The following is a 17,310-nucleotide window of genomic DNA, read 5'->3' on the forward strand; positions in this document are numbered from 1 at the left end:
CGTCGCCCGCGAGGAACCTCGTCAGCGTGATGTTTGCGTGACGCATGATGCTCTCCTACGAAGTGGGGAATTCTGTCGCGGCGCCCGCTTGCGTGGCGGCGCCGCCTGATTCGGAGAACACGCTGCTTGCGCGGATGTCGGCGGCGCTCAGCAGCGTCAGCGCGGCGGGATCGGCGCTCGCGCCGCCGCCCAGCGCATCCGCGAACAGGCGATTGGCCTGGCGCAGGCGCGCGCGGTCGAGCGCGTTGCGCACCGAGCGCGCGTTCGCGAAGTTCGGCTGACGCAGCCGCCGCGCGAGGTAGTCCTCGAAAGCGCGGCGCGCGTCGGCGTCGAACCGGTAGTGCATCGTTTCGAGCATGCGTTCGGCGATGAACAGCAACTCATCGGCGGCATAGTCGGGAAATGACAGATGGTGCGCAATCCGCGAGCGGAAGCCCGGATTGCTGCGGAAGAACGTGTCCATTTTCGACGCGTAGCCGGCGAGAATCACGACCAGATCGTCGCGCTGGTTCTCCATCGTCTGCAGCAGGATTTCGATCGATTCCTGACCGTAATCGCGCTCGTTTTCCGGGCGATACAGGTAATACGCTTCGTCGATGAACAGCACGCCGCCCATCGCACGCTTGAGCACTTCGCGCGTTTTCGGCGCGGTGTGGCCGATGTACTGCCCGACGAGATCGTCGCGCGTCACCGAAACAAGATGATTGCGGCGGATATAACCGAGCCGGAACAGCACGTCCGCCATGCGCATGGCGACCGTCGTCTTGCCCGTGCCGGGGTTGCCGCTGAAGCACATGTGCAGCGTCGGCGCACCGCTCTCGATACCGAGCGCTTCACGCGCGCGTCCGACGAGCAACTGAGCGGCGATTTCACGGATGCGCGTCTTCACGGGCACGAGACCGACGAGATCATGGTCGAGTTCGTCGAGCACGCCAGCAATGCCGGACTCGCGAAACAGCGCGAGCAGATCGACCTGCTGCGGCGCGTCGGGCGCGGGCTGTCGCGCGTGCGTGTGCTGCAACGGCTCCGTGATCACGGCATTCATGACGATGTCTCCCTGTTCGTGTTCTGTTGTGCCCGGCTATGCTGGTTCTCGACGGCTAGCGCGGCGCGGCGTGCACCGTCGTCAGCGAATAGCGCTGCACGCGCGAGCGGTCGTCCTGACGGCCCAGCACGAGCTTCGGTTCCACCTCGGGCCGGTTCACGATGAACGAGAGCCGCATCGTTTCGAAGCCGCGCACCGAATCGAATGCGTTCACCTTCACGTAGTGCTGCGGATACGCTTCCCGGCAGCGCGTCACTTCCATCATCACGCCCGCTGCGTCGCGCAGATCGAACATCGGCAGTCCCCACATTTCCCAGTACGTGTTGCGCGGATGCGGGTCGTCGGTGAATTCGACCGAGCATGCCCAGCCCTGGTCGAGCGCGTACTGGATCTGCAGGCGGATTTCGTCGTCGGTCAACTCGGGCAGAAAGGAAAACGTTCCCTGGGTGATGCGCATGGCTGGCTCCAGAATCTTCGTGAATGACGGTCGAATGGTCGATTGTTCAGGCCACGCTCGGCGTGACGGCGAAATCGGGCGAATCGGTCGGCGTGTAGTTGAAGGTGACGTCGCCCCATGTATCGAGTGCCTGCTTGAGGGGCGTGCAATGACGCGCCGCCGCTTCGAGCAGATCGGGGCCTTCGTTCGCGATGTCGCGGCCTTCGTTGCGCGCCTTGACCATCGTTTCGAGCGCGACGCGGTTCGCCGTCGCGCCCGCCTGAATCCCCGACGGATGTCCGATCGTGCCGCCGCCGAACTGCAGGATCGCGTCGTCGCCGAACAGGTCGAGTAGCTGATGCATCTGTCCCGCGTGAATGCCGCCCGACGCGACGGGCATCACCTTGCGCAAGCCTGCCCAATGCTGGTCGAAGAAGATGCCGCGCGTGAGATCGACGGGGTTGTGCGATTCGCGCAGCACGTTGTAATAGCCCTGCACCGAGAGTGGATCGCCGTCGAGCTTGCCGACGGCCGTGCCCGCATGCGCATGATCGACGCCTGCCATCCGCAGCCACTTCGCGATCACGCGAAACGAGATGCCGTGATTGCGCTGCCGCGTGTACGTGCCGTGACCCGCGCGATGCAGGTGCAGGATCATGTCGTTCTTGCGTGCCCAGCGTCCCATCGACGTGATCGCCGTCCAGCCGATGACCAGATCGATCATCACGATGCACGAGCCGAGCTCCTTCGCGAATTCGGCGCGCTCGTACATGTCCTCCATCGTGCCTGCGGTCACGTTCAGGTAATGGCCCTTCACTTCACCCGTTTCGGCCTGCGCGCGATGCACGGCTTCCATCGCGAACAGATAGCGGTCGCGCCAGTGCATGAAGGGCTGCGAATTGATGTTTTCGTCGTCCTTCAGGAAATCGAGGCCGCCTCTGAGGCCTTCGTACACGACGCGTCCATAGTTCTTTCCCGACAGCCCGAGCTTCGGCTTCACGGTCGCGCCGAGCAGCGGACGGCCATATTTGTCGAGCCGTTCGCGTTCGACGATGATGCCGGTCGGCGGCCCCTGAAACGTCTTCAGATACGCGACGGGAATGCGCATGTCTTCGAGCCGCAGCGCCTTGAGCGGTTTGAAGCCGAACACATTGCCGATGATGGACGCCGTGAGGTTCGCCACCGAGCCTTCCTCGAAGAGATCGAGTTCATACGCGATGAACGCGAAGTACTGCGGCTCGCTTTCGGCGGAATTCGGTACGGGGTCGACGCGAAATGCTTTCGCGCGATACATGTCGCAAGCGGTGAGGCGATCGGTCCAGACCACCGTCCAGGTTGCCGTCGACGATTCGCCTGCGACGGCGGCCGCTGCCTCTTCCGGTTCGACGCCTGGCTGCGGCGTGATGCGGAACAGAGCGATGACGTCGGTGTCTTTCGGCGTGTAGTCCGGCTGCCAGTAGCCCATCTCGCGATACTTCATGACACCTGCTGCGTAGCGCGAGCGCTTTTCCGGCTTGGCGCTATCGGCCGGCTTCACGGCTTCCTTGCTGAAATCGTTCATCACGCTGCCTCGACATGGATCGCGGCGCCGTCAAGCGCGCACGCTGTTGGGTGGAAGGCGGCGTGGATGGAAAGCGCCGGCCATGGAGCTCAATGTAGGCGGCGCATTGGGTGAAGTGAATTCACGATTTTTTTCAGCAGGCTTAAACGATCCGTTAAGACGCGTGCACATGATGCAAATTGCGTCCACAATGACCGATCGGCTCGTGGGACAGTTTGCTGCGGTTCCGCGACAGTAAGACGCGTAAGGTGGAACGGGACGCAGAAGGGACGCGTCTTTCGCGTATTGCTGGTGACTGGTACGACAGTTGCATCGGCAACATGGGCCGAGCGCGATGGGATCTGGTTTTTGCTTTTTTCTCGTCGCAAAGGGACCGCTATTTCTCACTCTCGAAGGAGGACGAATATGCAGTGGACTACCCCTGGTTACACCGATATGCGTTTCGGGTTTGAAATCACGATGTATATCGCCACGAGGTGATAGTCGCCGCTCCGCGGCGAGGGTTTTCAGTTTTTTCCCTTCCGCGGAGCGGCTTTTCTGGTGTTTTGCGGCGCCGCAATATTCGGTGCGGTGTGGTTTTTTTCGCTGCTGGCATCCGCGATTTCATGTCGGTATTCATGCGTTGCCCCTGTGCGGGGCGGCACCTACTTTTCTTTGCAGCGGCAAAGAAAAGTAGGCAAAAGAAAGCCGCTAACACCGCTAACCCTACTCCTTGCCTGCGGGCCCCCAACCGTTCTTACGCTCCACGCGGCATCGAACTAGTCTTGCTCGTTGCCAACGCTCCTGGATTTGCATCACCCGCTTCACACTCCCACGTCATGGACTGCGTTAACAGCACTCCACCGCCGCCCAGGTGGCAAACTGTGTGTAGGCGATCGCGACGTCAATGCACCACTTCGGACTGGAAAGCGATGCGCTTCGGACTGAAAAGCGGGATCGGTGTCGTAGGAGCGCCGACGCATGCGATGCGATCGCCTACACACAGTTTGCCACCTGGGCGGCGGTGACGATTCGCTGCCGTTGGCTGCGCTACGGGTGACTGAGGCGGGTGATGTGCCTATTCAATGCGCTGGCAACGGGCGGATAATAGTGCGTTGCCGTGCGGAGTGCGGGACCCGTTGGGGGCCCGCAGGCAGGGAGAAGGATTGGCGGTGTTAGCGGCTTTCTTTTGCCTACTTTTCTTTGCCGCTGCAAAGAAAAGTAGGTGCCGCCCCGCACAGGGGCAACGCCAGCAAACCAGAAGCAAAACGCGGATGCCAGCGTAAAAAATGCCAACACAAAAAAGGGCACACCGCAGCAGTGCCCCCAACCCCGTGTAACGGAAACCCCAACGATGATTCACGAAACAATCATCACCACATCAAGCCCCGGCGGTACGCCACATATAGCCCCGATGGGCGTGCGCTTCGAACAGGGCCTGGCGATCCTGGCCCCCTTCAAGCCGTCCAGAACGCTGGACAACATCCTGGCAACGCGAGCCGCGATCATCAACTTCACGACCGACGTGCGCATATTCGCCGGCTGCGTAACGGGAGCCCAACGCGACTGGCCAACTTGCGCGGCAACCAAAGTAAGCAGCGTGCGGCTCGCACAAACCCTCGCGCACAGCGAGCTACATCTCGACCACATCACCGACGATCCGCAACGCCCCGTTCTGCACATGCGCTGCGTGCACACGGAAACACACGCGCCGTTCGGCGGCTTCAACCGCGCGCAGGCCGCCGTCGTCGAAGGCGCGATCCTCGTGAGCCGGCTCTTCATGCTGCCCGCCGAGAAAATCGATCACGAAATGGCCTATCTGCAAATCGCCATCGATAAAACAGCAGGCCCCTACGAACGCGTCGCGTGGGACTGGATCACGCAAGCCGTCGACCATTTTCGCGCGACAGGCGAAGCGGCCGACAAGGCGCCCGGCACCGACGCCACGCACACGTCCTGAGCCCTTGCCTCCACGGAGCATTCGATGACCGCATTGCTCGCAAGCGTCCGTTCCGCCGAAGAAGCGCTCGACGCCGCCGGCGCCGGCGCCGACCTGATCGATCTGAAGGAACCGCGCAAAGGTGCGCTGGGCGGCGTGTCGCTCGACAACATCTGGCGCATCGCGCGCACGCTGCGCTCGCGGCATCCCGTCAAACCCATCAGCGCGACGATCGGCGATCTGCCGCCCGACGCCATCGACACCATCGCGGCACGCGCAACGGAAGTCGGCGAGACAGGCGTGGATTTCGTGAAAGTCGGCGTCGTGCCGGGCCCGCATGCGCGCGCGTGCCTCACGCGCATCGCCGGCTTGCAGGCCGCCGTGCTGCCCGTTCTGCTGTGCGACGACGGCGTCGACGCGGCGCTCGTCCAGCATGCCGTGTCGCTCAGATTCGTCGGCATCGTGTTCGACACGGCAGGCAAGACGGGACGCACGCTGTTCGACTGCATCGACGGCCAGACGCTCGCGCGCTACATCGCGACGATCCGCGCGTCGGGTGCGATGGCGTGCATCGCGGGCTCGCTCGGCTGGACGCAACTCGACGGCATCCGTGCGCTCGCCCCCGACGTCGCCGGCTTTCGCACCGCGCTATGCGAACACGGCCGCACCTCGCGGCTCGATCCGCGCCGCGTTACGCAATGGGCGGACGCGCTCCATCACGCGGCGCCGGGCGCGGCCGCATGAAGACCTAAAGCCCTTTATGCAGTCCAGCCGCGCTCACACGGCCGATGCATTCAACAAACGCTCCCGCACCAGCGCGACATCCGTCTTGCTGAACAGCTCCACTTCGTAATTGGCCTCCTTCACGTAGTGGACGAAACTCTCGTCCACGATCCCGCTCGACGCGAGCGTCACGAGCGGCACGTTCGCGCCGACAGGGCACGACTTCACGACCATCAACCGCTCGGCATTCAGCGACGTCGACAGCCACGCGGCCAGACTGTCGGACGTCGTGTCCCAGTTGGTCATCGAGTCGGGCGTGACGCGCATCAGGCACACGGGCATCCACACGGCGACCTTGCCCTTGCGCAACGCGCGCCGGATCAGGTCTTCGTTGGTCGCGAGCACGAGGTCGGGCAGCACGGCCTGCATCATTAGCGCGTACTGCGTCATCGCGAGCAGACACATGTTGTGGGCCGCGAGATCGTCGAATTGCCATTCCCGTTGATACGCCCGCACGCTGTCCGCAAAATCGCCGCCGCCCGGCACGATCACCACGCGCCCGCCGCCGACTTCCCACAGCTGCGTGAGCCAGTCCCGCAGCGACGGGTCGTGACTCAGGCTGCCCCCGATCTTCACCACCCACATGTCGATTACCTCGCTTTCGTTCGACGACGCGGCCGTGCCGCGCCAGCCATTGCCCCGGCTTCTGCGGCTTCGTCACGCATCGTGTGCGACGCCTGACGCCATCGCGAGTCTGCACGGTCGATAGCGCGCGCGTCGATGGTCCTGCGTCGCGTGCATTCGCGGCCTCGCTGCACGCCCGCTCAAGCCGCCCGCTGTTGTTGTTGCCCCCGCCCCATCATCAACCATGCGACGGCCACGCTGGGCGCGCACGTCGCGATCCATTCGGCGGCATCGCGCGGCGCGTCCGCCGCCGTCTGCACGAACGTGCCGAAGTCGACGTAGTCGCGCGCGTGCGCCTCAGCCAGCGCCGCCGCCAGAAACCGTCCGCAGCCCGCGCCCACGACGGGCGCGCCCGCCAGCGACGGATGCGCTGCCCATACCTGCTCGACGCTCGCAGCGATCGCGCGCAATTGCGCGTTGCGCCATGCGTGAGCGAACGCACGCCATTCGTCTTCCGTCGCGTCAGCGGCATCGCGGCCGATCGTCCTCGCGAGCCTCGCGCAGCTTGCCGCGACCGTCTTCGGGCCGTTGTCGGCGCTCGGGTGCTGGTCGTGCGGCGCCCACAGCTCGCCCGTCACGCGATAAATATCGGCGCTCGTCGCGAACCATTCGTTCATCACGCTCGCCGTTTCGTCGCGAAACACGATCCGATGCGCGATGCCGCACAACGGCGTGCGTACGACGCCGTGATACGCGAGTTCGCCCGTCACGAGCCGCGACGCATCGCTGTCGCCACGCGCCGCGACGCGCGCGTCGACGATGGGCACGATATCCGTCGTTGTGCTGCCGATATCGATCAGCACGCAATCGCGCATGCGCGCGGCGACTAGCTGCGCCGTCGCGAGCCAGTTCGCCGACGCCACCGCGCGCCATTGCGCGACGCTCTGCGCGGCATCGAGCCAGCCGGACGCGCCCGCGAAAAACGCGGTATCCGCGCCGAGCCGTCCGGCGAGCACATCGACGAGCGCCTGCACGCCGTGCTCGCGATCCGCGAACAGATCGACCATTTCGCCCGTCATCGTGATCGCGTGACGCGAACGCACATCGCAGGCATCGGGCCAGCGCGTGCACGCGGCGTCGATTGCGCGATGCAGATGGTCGAGTCCCTGCCACAACGGACACGCCCATTGCGCGATATCGTCGACGACGCCCGCTGCATCCACCCGCGACACCTTCACATGCGCGCCGCCGACGTCCCAGCCGAACACCGCGGGCGCGCTCATGATGCCGTTCCGCATGCAGACAATCTCGCGTGCGCGGAGCCGCCGTCGGAAGCAGCTTCATGCGCTCGCGGCGAAACCTGCAGACCGTGCGCCGCGAGCACATCCACAGCCAGATTGCGGCCGAGCCTCGCGGACAGGCCTGCATAGGCGACCGTCGCACGCGGATTCACTTCGATCACGACGGGACCGCGCTCAGGATTCCACACGACATCGATGCCGACAAAACCGCGCAAGCCCGGCAACGACGCCGCGACCTGCCGCGCCAGCGCATCGAGGGTACGGCCTTGCGCGCTATCGCGAGCGATGCGGTCGATATCCACGCCCTCGAAGCCGACGACCCGGCCCGCATGGCCCGTCGCGGGGGCGGCCACCTCGATCCTCTGCCGGTTGATGCTGACGAGCGTCGCGCCCGCGTCATTGCAGATCAGCGACAGGCTCAGCGGCTCGCCTTCCACCCACGCCTGCAGCACGGTTTCGCGCTGCGCCGAGCAACGCGCAGCGTATTCGGCGCGGGCGGCGCCGGCATCGTCGAAGACGAAGGTATCGAGACCGCCCGCGCCGTCGTCCGGCTTGACGACCCAGCGCCCCTGCGTATGCGTGCCGTTGCCCGGCTCGATCTGCGCGGGTTCGAGCGCGGGTGTCACGTCGATGCCGCGCGCGGCGAGCCGCGCCGCCGTCGCGCGCTTGCTCGATGCGAGCGCGATCGCCTCTTTCGTGCAGCCGATCCAGCGCGCCGGGCCCACGGCATCGGCGAGATCGAGCATCAGGCCGTCGCACTCGGGCGCGACGATCCACGCAAAATCGTGTTCGCGCGAAGCCCGCGACACGAATTCCAGCATCGACTCCCCCGGCTTCGCGCGGCCATGCGGCACGTCTTGCGCGACCTGCTCGAAGCGCGAACTCGCGAAACTCACCTGCACGCCGTCGAGCTGCCGCAGATCGCCGACGATCGCGTCGCGCATCACACGCCCTTCCACCACGAGTGCGCTCAGATCGGCGAGACTGCTGCTGCCGGCCAGTTGCGCGTCGATGCCACCGCCGGTGAGATACTCATAAACCCAGAGCTTCATCAAGGAACGTCTCCGCATGCAGGTGATCCCGGTTCTCGATCTGCTCGACGGTCACGCGGTGCGCGCCATACGCGGCGACCGCGCGAACTATCGGCCCATCCAGTCTTCGTTGTGCGCGACGAGCGAACCGCTCGACGTCGCCCGCGCGCTCATTGCCGCAACGGCAGCCTCCGCGCTGTACGTCGCCGACCTGGGCGCGATCATGTCGTGCGACGCCGACCCGTCGACGCTTGCCGCGCTGGCTGCGTCGTCAGATCGCGCGCGACCGTTCGAAATCTGGCTCGACGCAGGCTTCGCCGATTTCCCGTCGATGCTCGCGCATCTCGAACGCATCGCCTCCGCCGACAACGCCGCGCCGAAGCAAGCCGCGTCGAACGCGCGCATCGTGCCCGTGTTCGGCTCCGAGTCGCTTCATTCGCTCGACGCGTTGCGCGAAGCCGAAGCAGCCGGCTACACGCCCATCCTGTCGCTCGACCATCGCCACGGTCAGCTGATCGCCGCACCCGACCTCGCCGATGCGCTGCGCTCGCCCGCATCGTGGCCGTCGCGGGTGATCGTGATGACGCTCGATCAGGTCGGCGCCGATGCCGGCCCCGATCTCGACACGTTCGGCCACGTCCACGCCCAGGCGGGCCAGCGCATGACGATCGGCGCAGGCGGCATCCGTCATCGCGGCGATCTCGATGCCGCGGCACGCAGCGGCGCACATGCGTGGCTCGTCGCATCGGCGCTTCACGACGGCAGACTCGGACCCGCACAAGCAAAGCACGCGACACGCTCCGACACTACGGCGTGATCCGCGAAACAATATCCATGCCACGCGGTCCGCGTTGCAGCAACGGCGCGGCTCCCATGCTCACTGGGCAGCGCACTGTCCTCAAGTGACACACTGTTGCAGCGCGGAGCACATACTGTGCTGCGCGCTGCCTGTCGCACGGTTCGCCGTGATCAGGCGTTCGATGTGTCCACGTTCGGCACAACGTGGCATCGGTCGGAGTCTTCTCCTCGAAATACATGAAGCGGCGACCACGCCAGCTTCCCGCAAGCAGCGGGCAATATCGGCACGGACCTTGCTGGACGGGTTCTCATGCATGAGCCCACGCCCCCCATAACGAATGCCAACGCGACTTCGGCCGCCAGCGGACCGTTGCCATCCGTTTCGGCGACCCACGACTGGACGTGCCCCTTCTGCCCGCTGTTGTGCGACGACATCGACGCCCATCTTTCGGACGATCAGTCGCTCGCCGCACCGGCGACCCAATGCGCGCGCCTCGCCGCTGCGCTCGCGCGTTACGACGGCAGCGACAACGTCTGCGCGCCTTCCATCGACGGCTCCCCCGTCTCGCTCGAAGACGCACTCGAAGAAGCCTCCGCCATACTCATGCAGGCACGGCGGCCCTTGTTCGGCGGATGCGGAACGGACATCGCGGGTGCCCGCGCACTCTACGAGCTTGCCGCCGGCTGCGGCGCGACGCTCGATTCGATGCACGGCGACGCGCTGAGCGCCGCGACGCTCGCGCTGCAAGATCGCGGCGCGTTCTTCACGACCTTGTCCGAAGTACGCTCGCGCGCCGATCTGCTCGTCGTGTTCGGCTGCGAGCCGGCCGCGCGCCATCCACGCTTCTACGAGCGCATCGCGAGCGGCACCTCGACGCAGCGCGAGATCCGCTTCGTCTGTTGCGCACTGGATCCCGCTGCCGACACCTGCGCGGAATCGATGCTCGCCGATGCTTCGCCGCACGACGTGCTCGCGTTCTGGTCGGCGATCGCGGAGGGCCGCAAGCCGGAATCGCTCGAAAACGGTTCGGGTATCGCGACGGCGCTCGCGTCGCTGATGGAACGTATCGTCGCGGCGCGCTACACCGCGTTCGTGATCGAGCCCGCTGCACTTCCGCAACCGCACGCGGCGCTGCTGATCGAAGCACTGCACCGGATCGTCAAGGCCATCAACCGCACGAATCGCGCGGGCGTGTTGACGCTCGGCGGCGCGGACGGCGCGTTGAGCGTCAATCAGACGGTGACGTGGCTGTCGGGGTTTCCGCTGCGCACGCGCGTGTCGACGCCCGACCGGCCGCCCGGCACGCCGCCGCTCGACCACGATCCGTATCGCTATCGCACTGAGCGCCTGCTCGCCGCGCGCGAAGCCGATGCGCTGCTGTGGATCGCGAGCTTCGATCCGCATCCGCTGCCCGCCGCACTCGCCGCCGATACGCCCGCGATCGTGCTCGGCACGCCGGCGCTTGCATCGGCGCTTGCATCGGCGATTACGTCGCCCAATACGCAGCCACGCAACGCGAAGACCGTGTTCATTCCCGTTGCGACGCCGGGCATCGACAGCGACGGCCATCTGTTTCGCGTCGATGCATCGGTGGTCGTGCCGCTGCATGCGGCGCGGCACGTTGCGCTGCCGAGCGTTGCATCGATCGCCGCGCAACTCGTCGATCATCTTGCCGCCGGCCGCGCCGCGCGCGCCGCGTTGACGCGGAGGCCGGCATGAGCATCGCGCGGCTTCACGGCGGACGCATCTACGATCCCGCTAACGGCGTCGACGGCATCCAGCGCGACCTGTATATCCGCGACGGCCGCATCGTCGACGCACCCGCCGACGGCGCCGTCGATCACGACTACGACGCGCAAGGCATGGTCGTGATGGCGGGCGGCATCGATCTGCACTCGCACATCGGCGGCGGCAAGACCAACCTGTCGCGTCTGCTGCTGCCCGAAGACCATCGCGACGACCGGCCACGCGACGCTGCATACGAAGCCGTGCAGGACGAACGAGGCCGCTATCTGCGCATGCCGTCGTGCGGCGTCTGCACGCCGGGCACGCTCGCCACCGGCTACCGTTACGCGGAAATGGGCTACACGGCGGCATTCGAACCGGCGATGATCGCGTCGAACGCGCGCCACGCGCATCTGGAAATGGGCGACACGCCGATCATCGACCACGGCGCCTACGTGATGCTCGGCAACGACGAACTGCTGTTGCAGATGCTCGCCGCAAAGGACGACTTCGAACGCGTGCGCGATTATGTGGGCTGGACGATGCACGCAAGCCGCGCGCTCGGCGTGAAGGTGGTGAACCCCGGCGGCATCTCGGCGTTCAAGTTCAACCAGCGTTCGCTCGATGTCGACGAAGCGCACGCGCACTACGGCATCACGCCGCGCGATGTGTTGCGCACGCTGACGCGCGCATTGACGGAACTGCGCGTGCCGCATCCGTTGCACGTGCATGCGAGCAATCTCGGCGTACCGGGCAATATCGAATCGACGATCGCAACGATGGATGCCGCCGACGGCCTGCCCATCCATCTCACGCACATCCAGTTTCATAGCTACGGCACGGAAGGTCCGCGCAAGTTTTCGTCGGGTGCGCGTGCGATCGCCGATGCCGTGAATGCTCGCGCCAATGTTTCGATCGACGTGGGACAGATCATCTTCGGTCAGACGGTGACGGCTTCCGGCGACACGATGATGCAGTTCAAAAACGCGCCGCTGGCGAGGCCGCACAAGTGGATCGTCGGCGATATCGAATGCGATGCGGGCTGCGGCGTCGTGCCGTTCCGCTATCGCGAGCAGAGCTACGTGAATGCGCTGCAATGGATCATCGGGCTCGAAATCTTCCTGCTGGTGAACGACCCGTGGCGCGTATCGATGACCACCGATCATCCGAACGGCGGCCCCTTCACGAGCTATCCGCATCTGATCCGCCTCTTGATGGACAAACCGTTTCGCGACGAACAGCTCGACCGCCTGCATCCGGAAGCGAAGGTCGCGAGCGCGCTGCCCGACCTCACGCGCGAGTTCTCGCTATACGACATTGCGGTCATCACGCGCGCGGGCCCGGCGCGGCTGCTCGGCCTGAACGATCGCGGGCATCTGGCGGCAGGCGCGGCCGCCGACATCGCCGTGTATCGCGACGACGCCGACCGCGAGCGGATGTTCACGTCGCCCGCCTACGTGTTCAAGGACGGCCAACTGGTCGCACGCGACGGCAACCTCGTGTCGACGCCGACGGGCGGCATCCACTTCGTCTCGCCCGACTACGACAAGGACATCGAAAAGACGCTGCGCCAGTACAGCGAAACGAGTCTGGCCAGCAACTTCGCGCACGCTGCGATCAGCGACGACGAAATCTGCGCGTGCTGCCGCGGCGGACGGCTGTTGCCCGTCGCGTGCCTCGCGAGGACCTGAGGCAGACGCGCATGCAGATCCACGACACCCTGATCGACGACACGTTCGCGGAAGCCTTCCCGATGAAGGCGACGCGCCTCGTCATCACCGCGCACACGCCGCGCTGGGCGCGTGCCGCGGCGGATTCGCTGACGGGCTTCGCGACCTCGGTGATCGATTGCGGCTGCGAGGCAGGCATCGAGCACGAGATCGCCGCCGACGCGACACCCGACGGCCGCCCCGGCATTTCGGTGCTGATGTTCGCGGTGTCGTCGAAGGAACTGGCGAAGCAGATCGTGCGGCGCGTCGGGCAATGCGTGCTGACGTGCCCGACCACGGCCGTCTACAACGGCATCGATCCCGCGACGACGCGCTCGCCGCTGTCCGATGTGGCGCCGCTTGGCGGCTCGCTGCGCTTTTTCGGCGATGGCTGGCAGATTTCGAAAGTACTGGGCGGCGTGCGCTACTGGCGCGTGCCCGTGATGGACGGCGAGTTCGTCTGCGAAGAATCGGTGCAGACGGTGAAGGCCGTCGGCGGCGGCAACCTGCTGCTGCTCGCGCGCGATCTGGACAGCGCGCTCGCAGGCGCCGAAGCCGCCGTCGCCGCGATGCACCGGCTCGCCAATGTGATCACGCCGTTTCCGGGCGGCGTGGTGCGCTCGGGATCGAAAATCGGCTCGAAATACAAGGGCGCCGTCGCGTCGACCAACGACGCGTTTTGCCCGACGCTCACGGGCCTGTCGCATCGCAGCGAACTCGATGCGCAAACCGGCTGCGTGCTGGAAATCGTGATCGACGGTCTGACGGACGCCGACGTCGGCGCGGCGATGACGGCGGGCATCGAGGCGGCATGCGTGCCCGGCAGCGGTGTGGTGCGCATTTCCGCCGGGAACTATGGCGGCAAGCTCGGGCCCTACCATTTCAAGCTGCGCGAACTCGCCGCGAACCTTGTGCAGCGCAAAACGGGCGCAGCGGAAGGCGGGACGGCATGAGCACGATCACATTGCGCGTCAAGCACGCACCCGGCTTTCGTGTCGACGGTTCATCGTTGTTGCCGTCCGCGTTGCACGCACTGTCGGAAGGAGAGATGGCGCGTGTGATGCTATCCGCCGGTAACGACGCGTACGCGCTCGGCGATCTGTTCGACCTCGCCCTCGCTGCGGATGACAACGACGCGCACGTCGTGATCGAAGGTGACGCGCATTGGCTGGACCGGCTCGGCGCGCAACTGGATGCGGGCCATTTGCGCATCGAAGGTTCCGCAGGCGATTACGCGGGCTGGCGCATGACGGGCGGCAAGCTGGAAATAACGGGCGATGCGGGCCAGTTTACGGGTTGCGAGATGCGCGGCGGAGCGCTCTTCATCGCGGGCAACAGCGGCGACTTCATCGCGAGCGCGCTGCCCGGCGACATGGAAGGCATGACGGGCGGGACGTTGATCGTCGCGGGCAACGCGGGCGAGCGGCTCGGCGACCGGATGCGGCGCGGCACCGTGCTGATCGGCGGCAATGCGGGCGATTACGCGGCGTCGCGGCTCGTAGCCGGGACGATCGGCATTGCGGGTCGCCTGGGCGCGCACTATGGTTATGGCATGCGGCGCGGCACGCTGTTGCTGCTGCAACGGCCGGAGCGCGTTCCACCCACGTTCACGACGGGCGGCCGCGGCTTCGAGGTGTTCTGGTCGCTGTTCGCGCGGGCGCTCGCGGCCGAATGCGGCGCCGCCGCTTCCGTGTCCACCGCGATCGCGCAGCGCCTCGCGCCCTTCGCCGCGCTCGATGCGCATAAGGTGCCGCAGCGTTACGCGGGAGATCTTGCCGTCGATGGACGCGGCGAGTTGTTGCTCGTCGAATGATGCGAACGATGCAACCGCCGCGAATGACCGAGGGAACGACATGAACGCGACACGCTCGACCGATATCGCGCAGCGCGGAAAAGCGACACCGGAGCGCTTCCCGATGGCGCTGATCGTGCTGCACTGGCTGATTGCGGTATGCATCATCGCGCTGCTCGCCATCGGCCTGTATATGGTCGGACTGCCGCGCGGCCTGCCGTTCAAGGCCGCGCTGATCAACTTTCACAAGTCGCTTGGCTTGACGGTTTTCCTGCTTGTGCTGATCCGCATCGGAGTTCTTATGGTATCCGGCAGGCCGCCGTTGCCGCCGATGCGAGCGTGGCAACGCGCCGCCGCGAGCGCTACGCAGGTTCTTTTATACGCTGCAATGATCGCCATGCCGGTGACGGGCTATCTGGGCTCGTCGTTCAACACATACGGCACGCGCTTCTGGGGCATGCTGCTGCCGAAGTGGGGCTGGGACGACAAGGAGCTGCGTCATTTCTGGTTCACCATTCATGAGGTCGTCGCATGGATCTTCATTGCGATGATCGCGTTGCACGTTGCGGGCGCGCTCAAGCATCAGTTGATCGACCGCGACGGACTGTTGCGCAGGATGCTGCCGTAATGCGCAGCGTTCATCAATCGAAGCCTGTTTCACAGGCACTTTTGCAGGTTCTTTCGGGAGCAAAGGGACGATGAAGGTCAAGGTGCTCGGTTCATCGGCGGGTGGCGGGTTTCCGCAATGGAACTGCAACTGCCGCAACTGCGACGGCGTGCGCAAAGGCACGATCGCGGCGCAGCGGCGCACACAGTCTTCCATTGCCGTGAGCGTCGACGGCATTGCGTGGCTGCTCGTGAATGCCTCGCCCGACATCCTCGCGCAGATCGCCGCGAACCCGGAAATGCAGCCCGCGCGTCACGCGCGCGACACGGGCATCGCCGCCGTGCTGCTGATGGATGCGCAGATCGATCACGTGACGGGCCTGCTGATGCTGCGCGAAAACAGCGCGCCGCTGCCGCTCCATGCAACGGACGCCGTCTGGCAGGATCTGTCGACCGGTTTCCCGATCGTCTCGGTCCTGTCGCACTACTGCGGCGTGGAGCGTCACACCATCGACCTCGATGCGGGTCCGTCGGAGATCGCCGCGTTGCCGGGCGTGCGCGTCGAGGCGCTGCCGCTGTCGAGCAAGGCGCCGCCCTACTCGCCGCATCGCGCGGCCCCGCAGCGCGGCGACAACATCGGTCTGCTGATCTCCGCGCCTGCTTCGGGCAAGCGTGTGTTCTATGCACCCGGCCTCGGCGTGCTCGAGCCGCATATCCGCGACGCGATGCGCAGCGCCGACCTGCTGCTCGTCGACGGCACGGTATGGACGAGTGACGAGATGATCGCACTCGGCCTGTCGAAGAAAACAGCCGCCGACATGGGCCATCTCGCGCAAACAGGTCCGGGCGGCATGATCGACGTGCTGGATTCGCTCGATAGGCCGAATCAGCGAAAGGTGCTAATACATATCAACAACACGAACCCGATCCTGATCGACGACGGTCCCGAGCGCCGCACGCTGGCGCAGCACGGCATCGAAGTCGCGCATGACGGCATGCTGTTCGAACTGTAAGCCCACTGTGTATTTGCGGAGAATCGATCGATGAGTGTCAAAGGCGACAGCGGAGCGGCATGGACCCGCGAGGAATTCGAAGCGCAATTGCGCGCGAAGGGACAGGCATACCACATCCACCATCCGTTCAACGTGAAGATGAACAGCGGCGGATGCTCGCGCGAGCAGATTCGCGGTTGGGTCGCGAACCGCTTCTACTATCAGATCAACATCCCGCTGAAGGATGCCGCGGTGCTGTCGAACTGTCCTGACCGCGACACGCGTCGCCGTTGGGTGCTGCGCATACTCGATCACGACGGTTACGGCGAAGACGAAGGCGGCATCGAAACATGGGCGCGGCTCGGCGATGCAGTCGGTCTGTCGCGCGATGAACTGTGGTCGCTCGAACATGTGGTGCCGGGCGTGCGCTTCGCCGTCGATGCATACGTGAACTTTGCGCGGCGCGCGCCATGGCAGGAAGCCGTATGCTCGTCGCTGACGGAGATCTTCGCGCCGCAGATCCATAAAGACCGGCTCTCCACGTGGCCCGAGCACTATCCCTGGATCAAGCCCGAAGGGCTCGCGTATTTCCGTTCGCGCATTTCCCTTGCGCAACGCGACGTCGAACACGGGCTCGCCGTGACGCTCGATCATTTCCGCACGCGCGAACAGCAGGAGCGCGCGCTCGATATTCTGCAATTCAAGCTCGACATTCTGTGGACGATGCTCGACGCCATCGAGAAGGCCTTCCCAGCATGAACACGCCGACCAACGACACCGCGCAAGGCAACGACAAACGCGGCCCGAAACTGAGCCCCCTGTTCCGCCTGCAATGGGAACCGGCACAGGATGCGCATGTGCTGCTGTATCCCGAAGGCATGGTGAAGCTGAACCAGAGCGCCGCGCAAATCCTGTTGCGTTGCGACGGCACGCGCGATCTGCCGACGCTGATCGCCGAACTCGAGCAGACCTTCAACGCGAAGGGGCTCGCACCGGAAGTCGAAGCATTCGTCGACCACGCGCGCTCGCGTGGCTGGCTGGAGTGACA

The 17,310-nt window shown here is 65.3% G+C and carries 18 protein-coding genes; 12 read left to right on the forward strand and 6 right to left on the reverse strand.

Features of this window, described 5'->3' with window-relative positions; genetic code table 11:
* Positions 1-55 precede the first annotated feature (55 nt).
* From cbbX to G3N95_RS35255, 3 genes are read right to left on the reverse strand one after another with little or no spacing between them, the layout of a single operon-like run.
* On the reverse strand, positions 56-1,045 hold the full coding sequence (cbbX, locus tag G3N95_RS35245; protein ID WP_205974706.1) for a CbbX protein: 990 nt from the start codon (positions 1,043-1,045) through the stop codon (positions 56-58).
* 55 nt (positions 1,046-1,100) lie between these two features.
* Positions 1,101-1,502, reverse strand: coding sequence for a ribulose bisphosphate carboxylase small subunit (locus G3N95_RS35250; protein WP_205974707.1), 402 nt, complete (start codon positions 1,500-1,502; stop codon positions 1,101-1,103).
* A gap of 46 nt (positions 1,503-1,548) precedes the next feature.
* Positions 1,549-3,042 carry a form I ribulose bisphosphate carboxylase large subunit gene (locus tag G3N95_RS35255; RefSeq protein ID WP_205974708.1) on the reverse strand — a complete coding sequence of 498 codons (1,494 nt, stop codon included), beginning with the start codon at positions 3,040-3,042 and terminating at the stop codon, positions 1,549-1,551.
* Positions 3,043-3,447: 405 nt separating this feature from the next.
* Here G3N95_RS35255 and pqqA point away from each other — a divergent pair, with 405 nt between their 5' ends.
* The 3 genes from pqqA to G3N95_RS35270 all read left to right on the forward strand — a co-directional run bounded on the left by pqqA (position 3,448) and on the right by G3N95_RS35270 (position 5,704).
* Positions 3,448-3,522 carry a pyrroloquinoline quinone precursor peptide PqqA gene (pqqA, locus tag G3N95_RS35260; RefSeq protein WP_007576927.1) on the forward strand — a complete coding sequence of 25 codons (75 nt, stop codon included), beginning with the start codon at positions 3,448-3,450 and terminating at the stop codon, positions 3,520-3,522.
* Positions 3,523-4,375: 853 nt separating this feature from the next.
* Entirely contained in the window at positions 4,376-4,981 is a 606-nt protein-coding gene (locus G3N95_RS35265) for a DUF447 domain-containing protein (RefSeq protein WP_205974766.1), read from the forward strand.
* Positions 4,982-5,005: 24 nt separating this feature from the next.
* Entirely contained in the window at positions 5,006-5,704 is a 699-nt protein-coding gene (locus tag G3N95_RS35270; protein WP_205974709.1) for a (5-formylfuran-3-yl)methyl phosphate synthase, read from the forward strand.
* A 33-nt stretch (positions 5,705-5,737) separates the two neighbouring features.
* On the opposite strand, the gene G3N95_RS35275 is transcribed toward G3N95_RS35270, so the two are convergent.
* The 3 genes from G3N95_RS35275 to G3N95_RS35285 form a co-directional block, all read right to left on the reverse strand.
* Entirely contained in the window at positions 5,738-6,328 is a 591-nt protein-coding gene (locus G3N95_RS35275) for an aspartate kinase (protein ID WP_205974710.1), read from the reverse strand.
* Positions 6,329-6,507: 179 nt separating this feature from the next.
* On the reverse strand, positions 6,508-7,590 hold the full coding sequence (locus tag G3N95_RS35280) for a hydantoinase/oxoprolinase family protein (protein WP_241019137.1): 1,083 nt from the start codon (positions 7,588-7,590) through the stop codon (positions 6,508-6,510).
* Complete coding sequence (locus G3N95_RS35285; RefSeq protein WP_205974712.1) at positions 7,587-8,660, reverse strand: ATP-grasp domain-containing protein; 1,074 nt, start codon at positions 8,658-8,660, stop codon at positions 7,587-7,589. The genes G3N95_RS35280 and G3N95_RS35285 overlap by 4 nt, the downstream gene beginning before the upstream one ends.
* A 16-nt stretch (positions 8,661-8,676) precedes the next feature.
* Here G3N95_RS35285 and G3N95_RS35290 point away from each other — a divergent pair, with 16 nt between their 5' ends.
* From G3N95_RS35290 to pqqD, 9 genes are all read left to right on the forward strand, one after another.
* A complete protein-coding gene (locus G3N95_RS35290) occupies positions 8,677-9,456 on the forward strand; it encodes a HisA/HisF-related TIM barrel protein (RefSeq protein ID WP_205974713.1) in 780 nt (259 codons plus the stop codon).
* Between the two features lie 291 nt (positions 9,457-9,747).
* Positions 9,748-11,157 carry a formylmethanofuran dehydrogenase gene (locus G3N95_RS35295; protein WP_205974714.1) on the forward strand — a complete coding sequence of 470 codons (1,410 nt, stop codon included), beginning with the start codon at positions 9,748-9,750 and terminating at the stop codon, positions 11,155-11,157.
* Positions 11,154-12,854 (forward strand): formylmethanofuran dehydrogenase subunit A, encoded by a 1,701-nt coding sequence (locus G3N95_RS35300; protein ID WP_205974715.1) that lies wholly within the window; start codon positions 11,154-11,156, stop codon positions 12,852-12,854. The genes G3N95_RS35295 and G3N95_RS35300 overlap by 4 nt, the downstream gene beginning before the upstream one ends.
* Before the next feature lie 11 nt (positions 12,855-12,865).
* On the forward strand, positions 12,866-13,825 hold the full coding sequence (gene fhcD / locus G3N95_RS35305; RefSeq protein WP_205974716.1) for a formylmethanofuran--tetrahydromethanopterin N-formyltransferase: 960 nt from the start codon (positions 12,866-12,868) through the stop codon (positions 13,823-13,825).
* Positions 13,822-14,685, forward strand: coding sequence for a formylmethanofuran dehydrogenase subunit C (locus tag G3N95_RS35310; protein ID WP_205974717.1), 864 nt, complete (start codon positions 13,822-13,824; stop codon positions 14,683-14,685). The genes fhcD and G3N95_RS35310 overlap by 4 nt, the downstream gene beginning before the upstream one ends.
* 40 nt (positions 14,686-14,725) lie before the next feature.
* Positions 14,726-15,292 (forward strand): cytochrome b, encoded by a 567-nt coding sequence (locus G3N95_RS35315; protein WP_205974718.1) that lies wholly within the window; start codon positions 14,726-14,728, stop codon positions 15,290-15,292.
* Between the two features lie 70 nt (positions 15,293-15,362).
* Positions 15,363-16,283 carry a pyrroloquinoline quinone biosynthesis protein PqqB gene (gene pqqB, locus G3N95_RS35320; protein WP_205974719.1) on the forward strand — a complete coding sequence of 307 codons (921 nt, stop codon included), beginning with the start codon at positions 15,363-15,365 and terminating at the stop codon, positions 16,281-16,283.
* Positions 16,284-16,313: 30 nt separating this feature from the next.
* Entirely contained in the window at positions 16,314-17,021 is a 708-nt protein-coding gene (gene pqqC / locus G3N95_RS35325; protein ID WP_205974720.1) for a pyrroloquinoline-quinone synthase PqqC, read from the forward strand.
* Positions 17,018-17,308, forward strand: a complete 291-nt coding sequence (pqqD, locus tag G3N95_RS35330; RefSeq protein WP_205974721.1) for a pyrroloquinoline quinone biosynthesis peptide chaperone PqqD — start codon at positions 17,018-17,020, stop codon at positions 17,306-17,308. The genes pqqC and pqqD overlap by 4 nt, the downstream gene beginning before the upstream one ends.
* The last annotated feature ends 2 nt before the right edge of the window (positions 17,309-17,310 follow it).

The sequence above is a fragment of the Paraburkholderia sp. Tr-20389 genome (assembly GCF_017104565.1).
GTDB lineage: Bacteria > Pseudomonadota > Gammaproteobacteria > Burkholderiales > Burkholderiaceae > Paraburkholderia.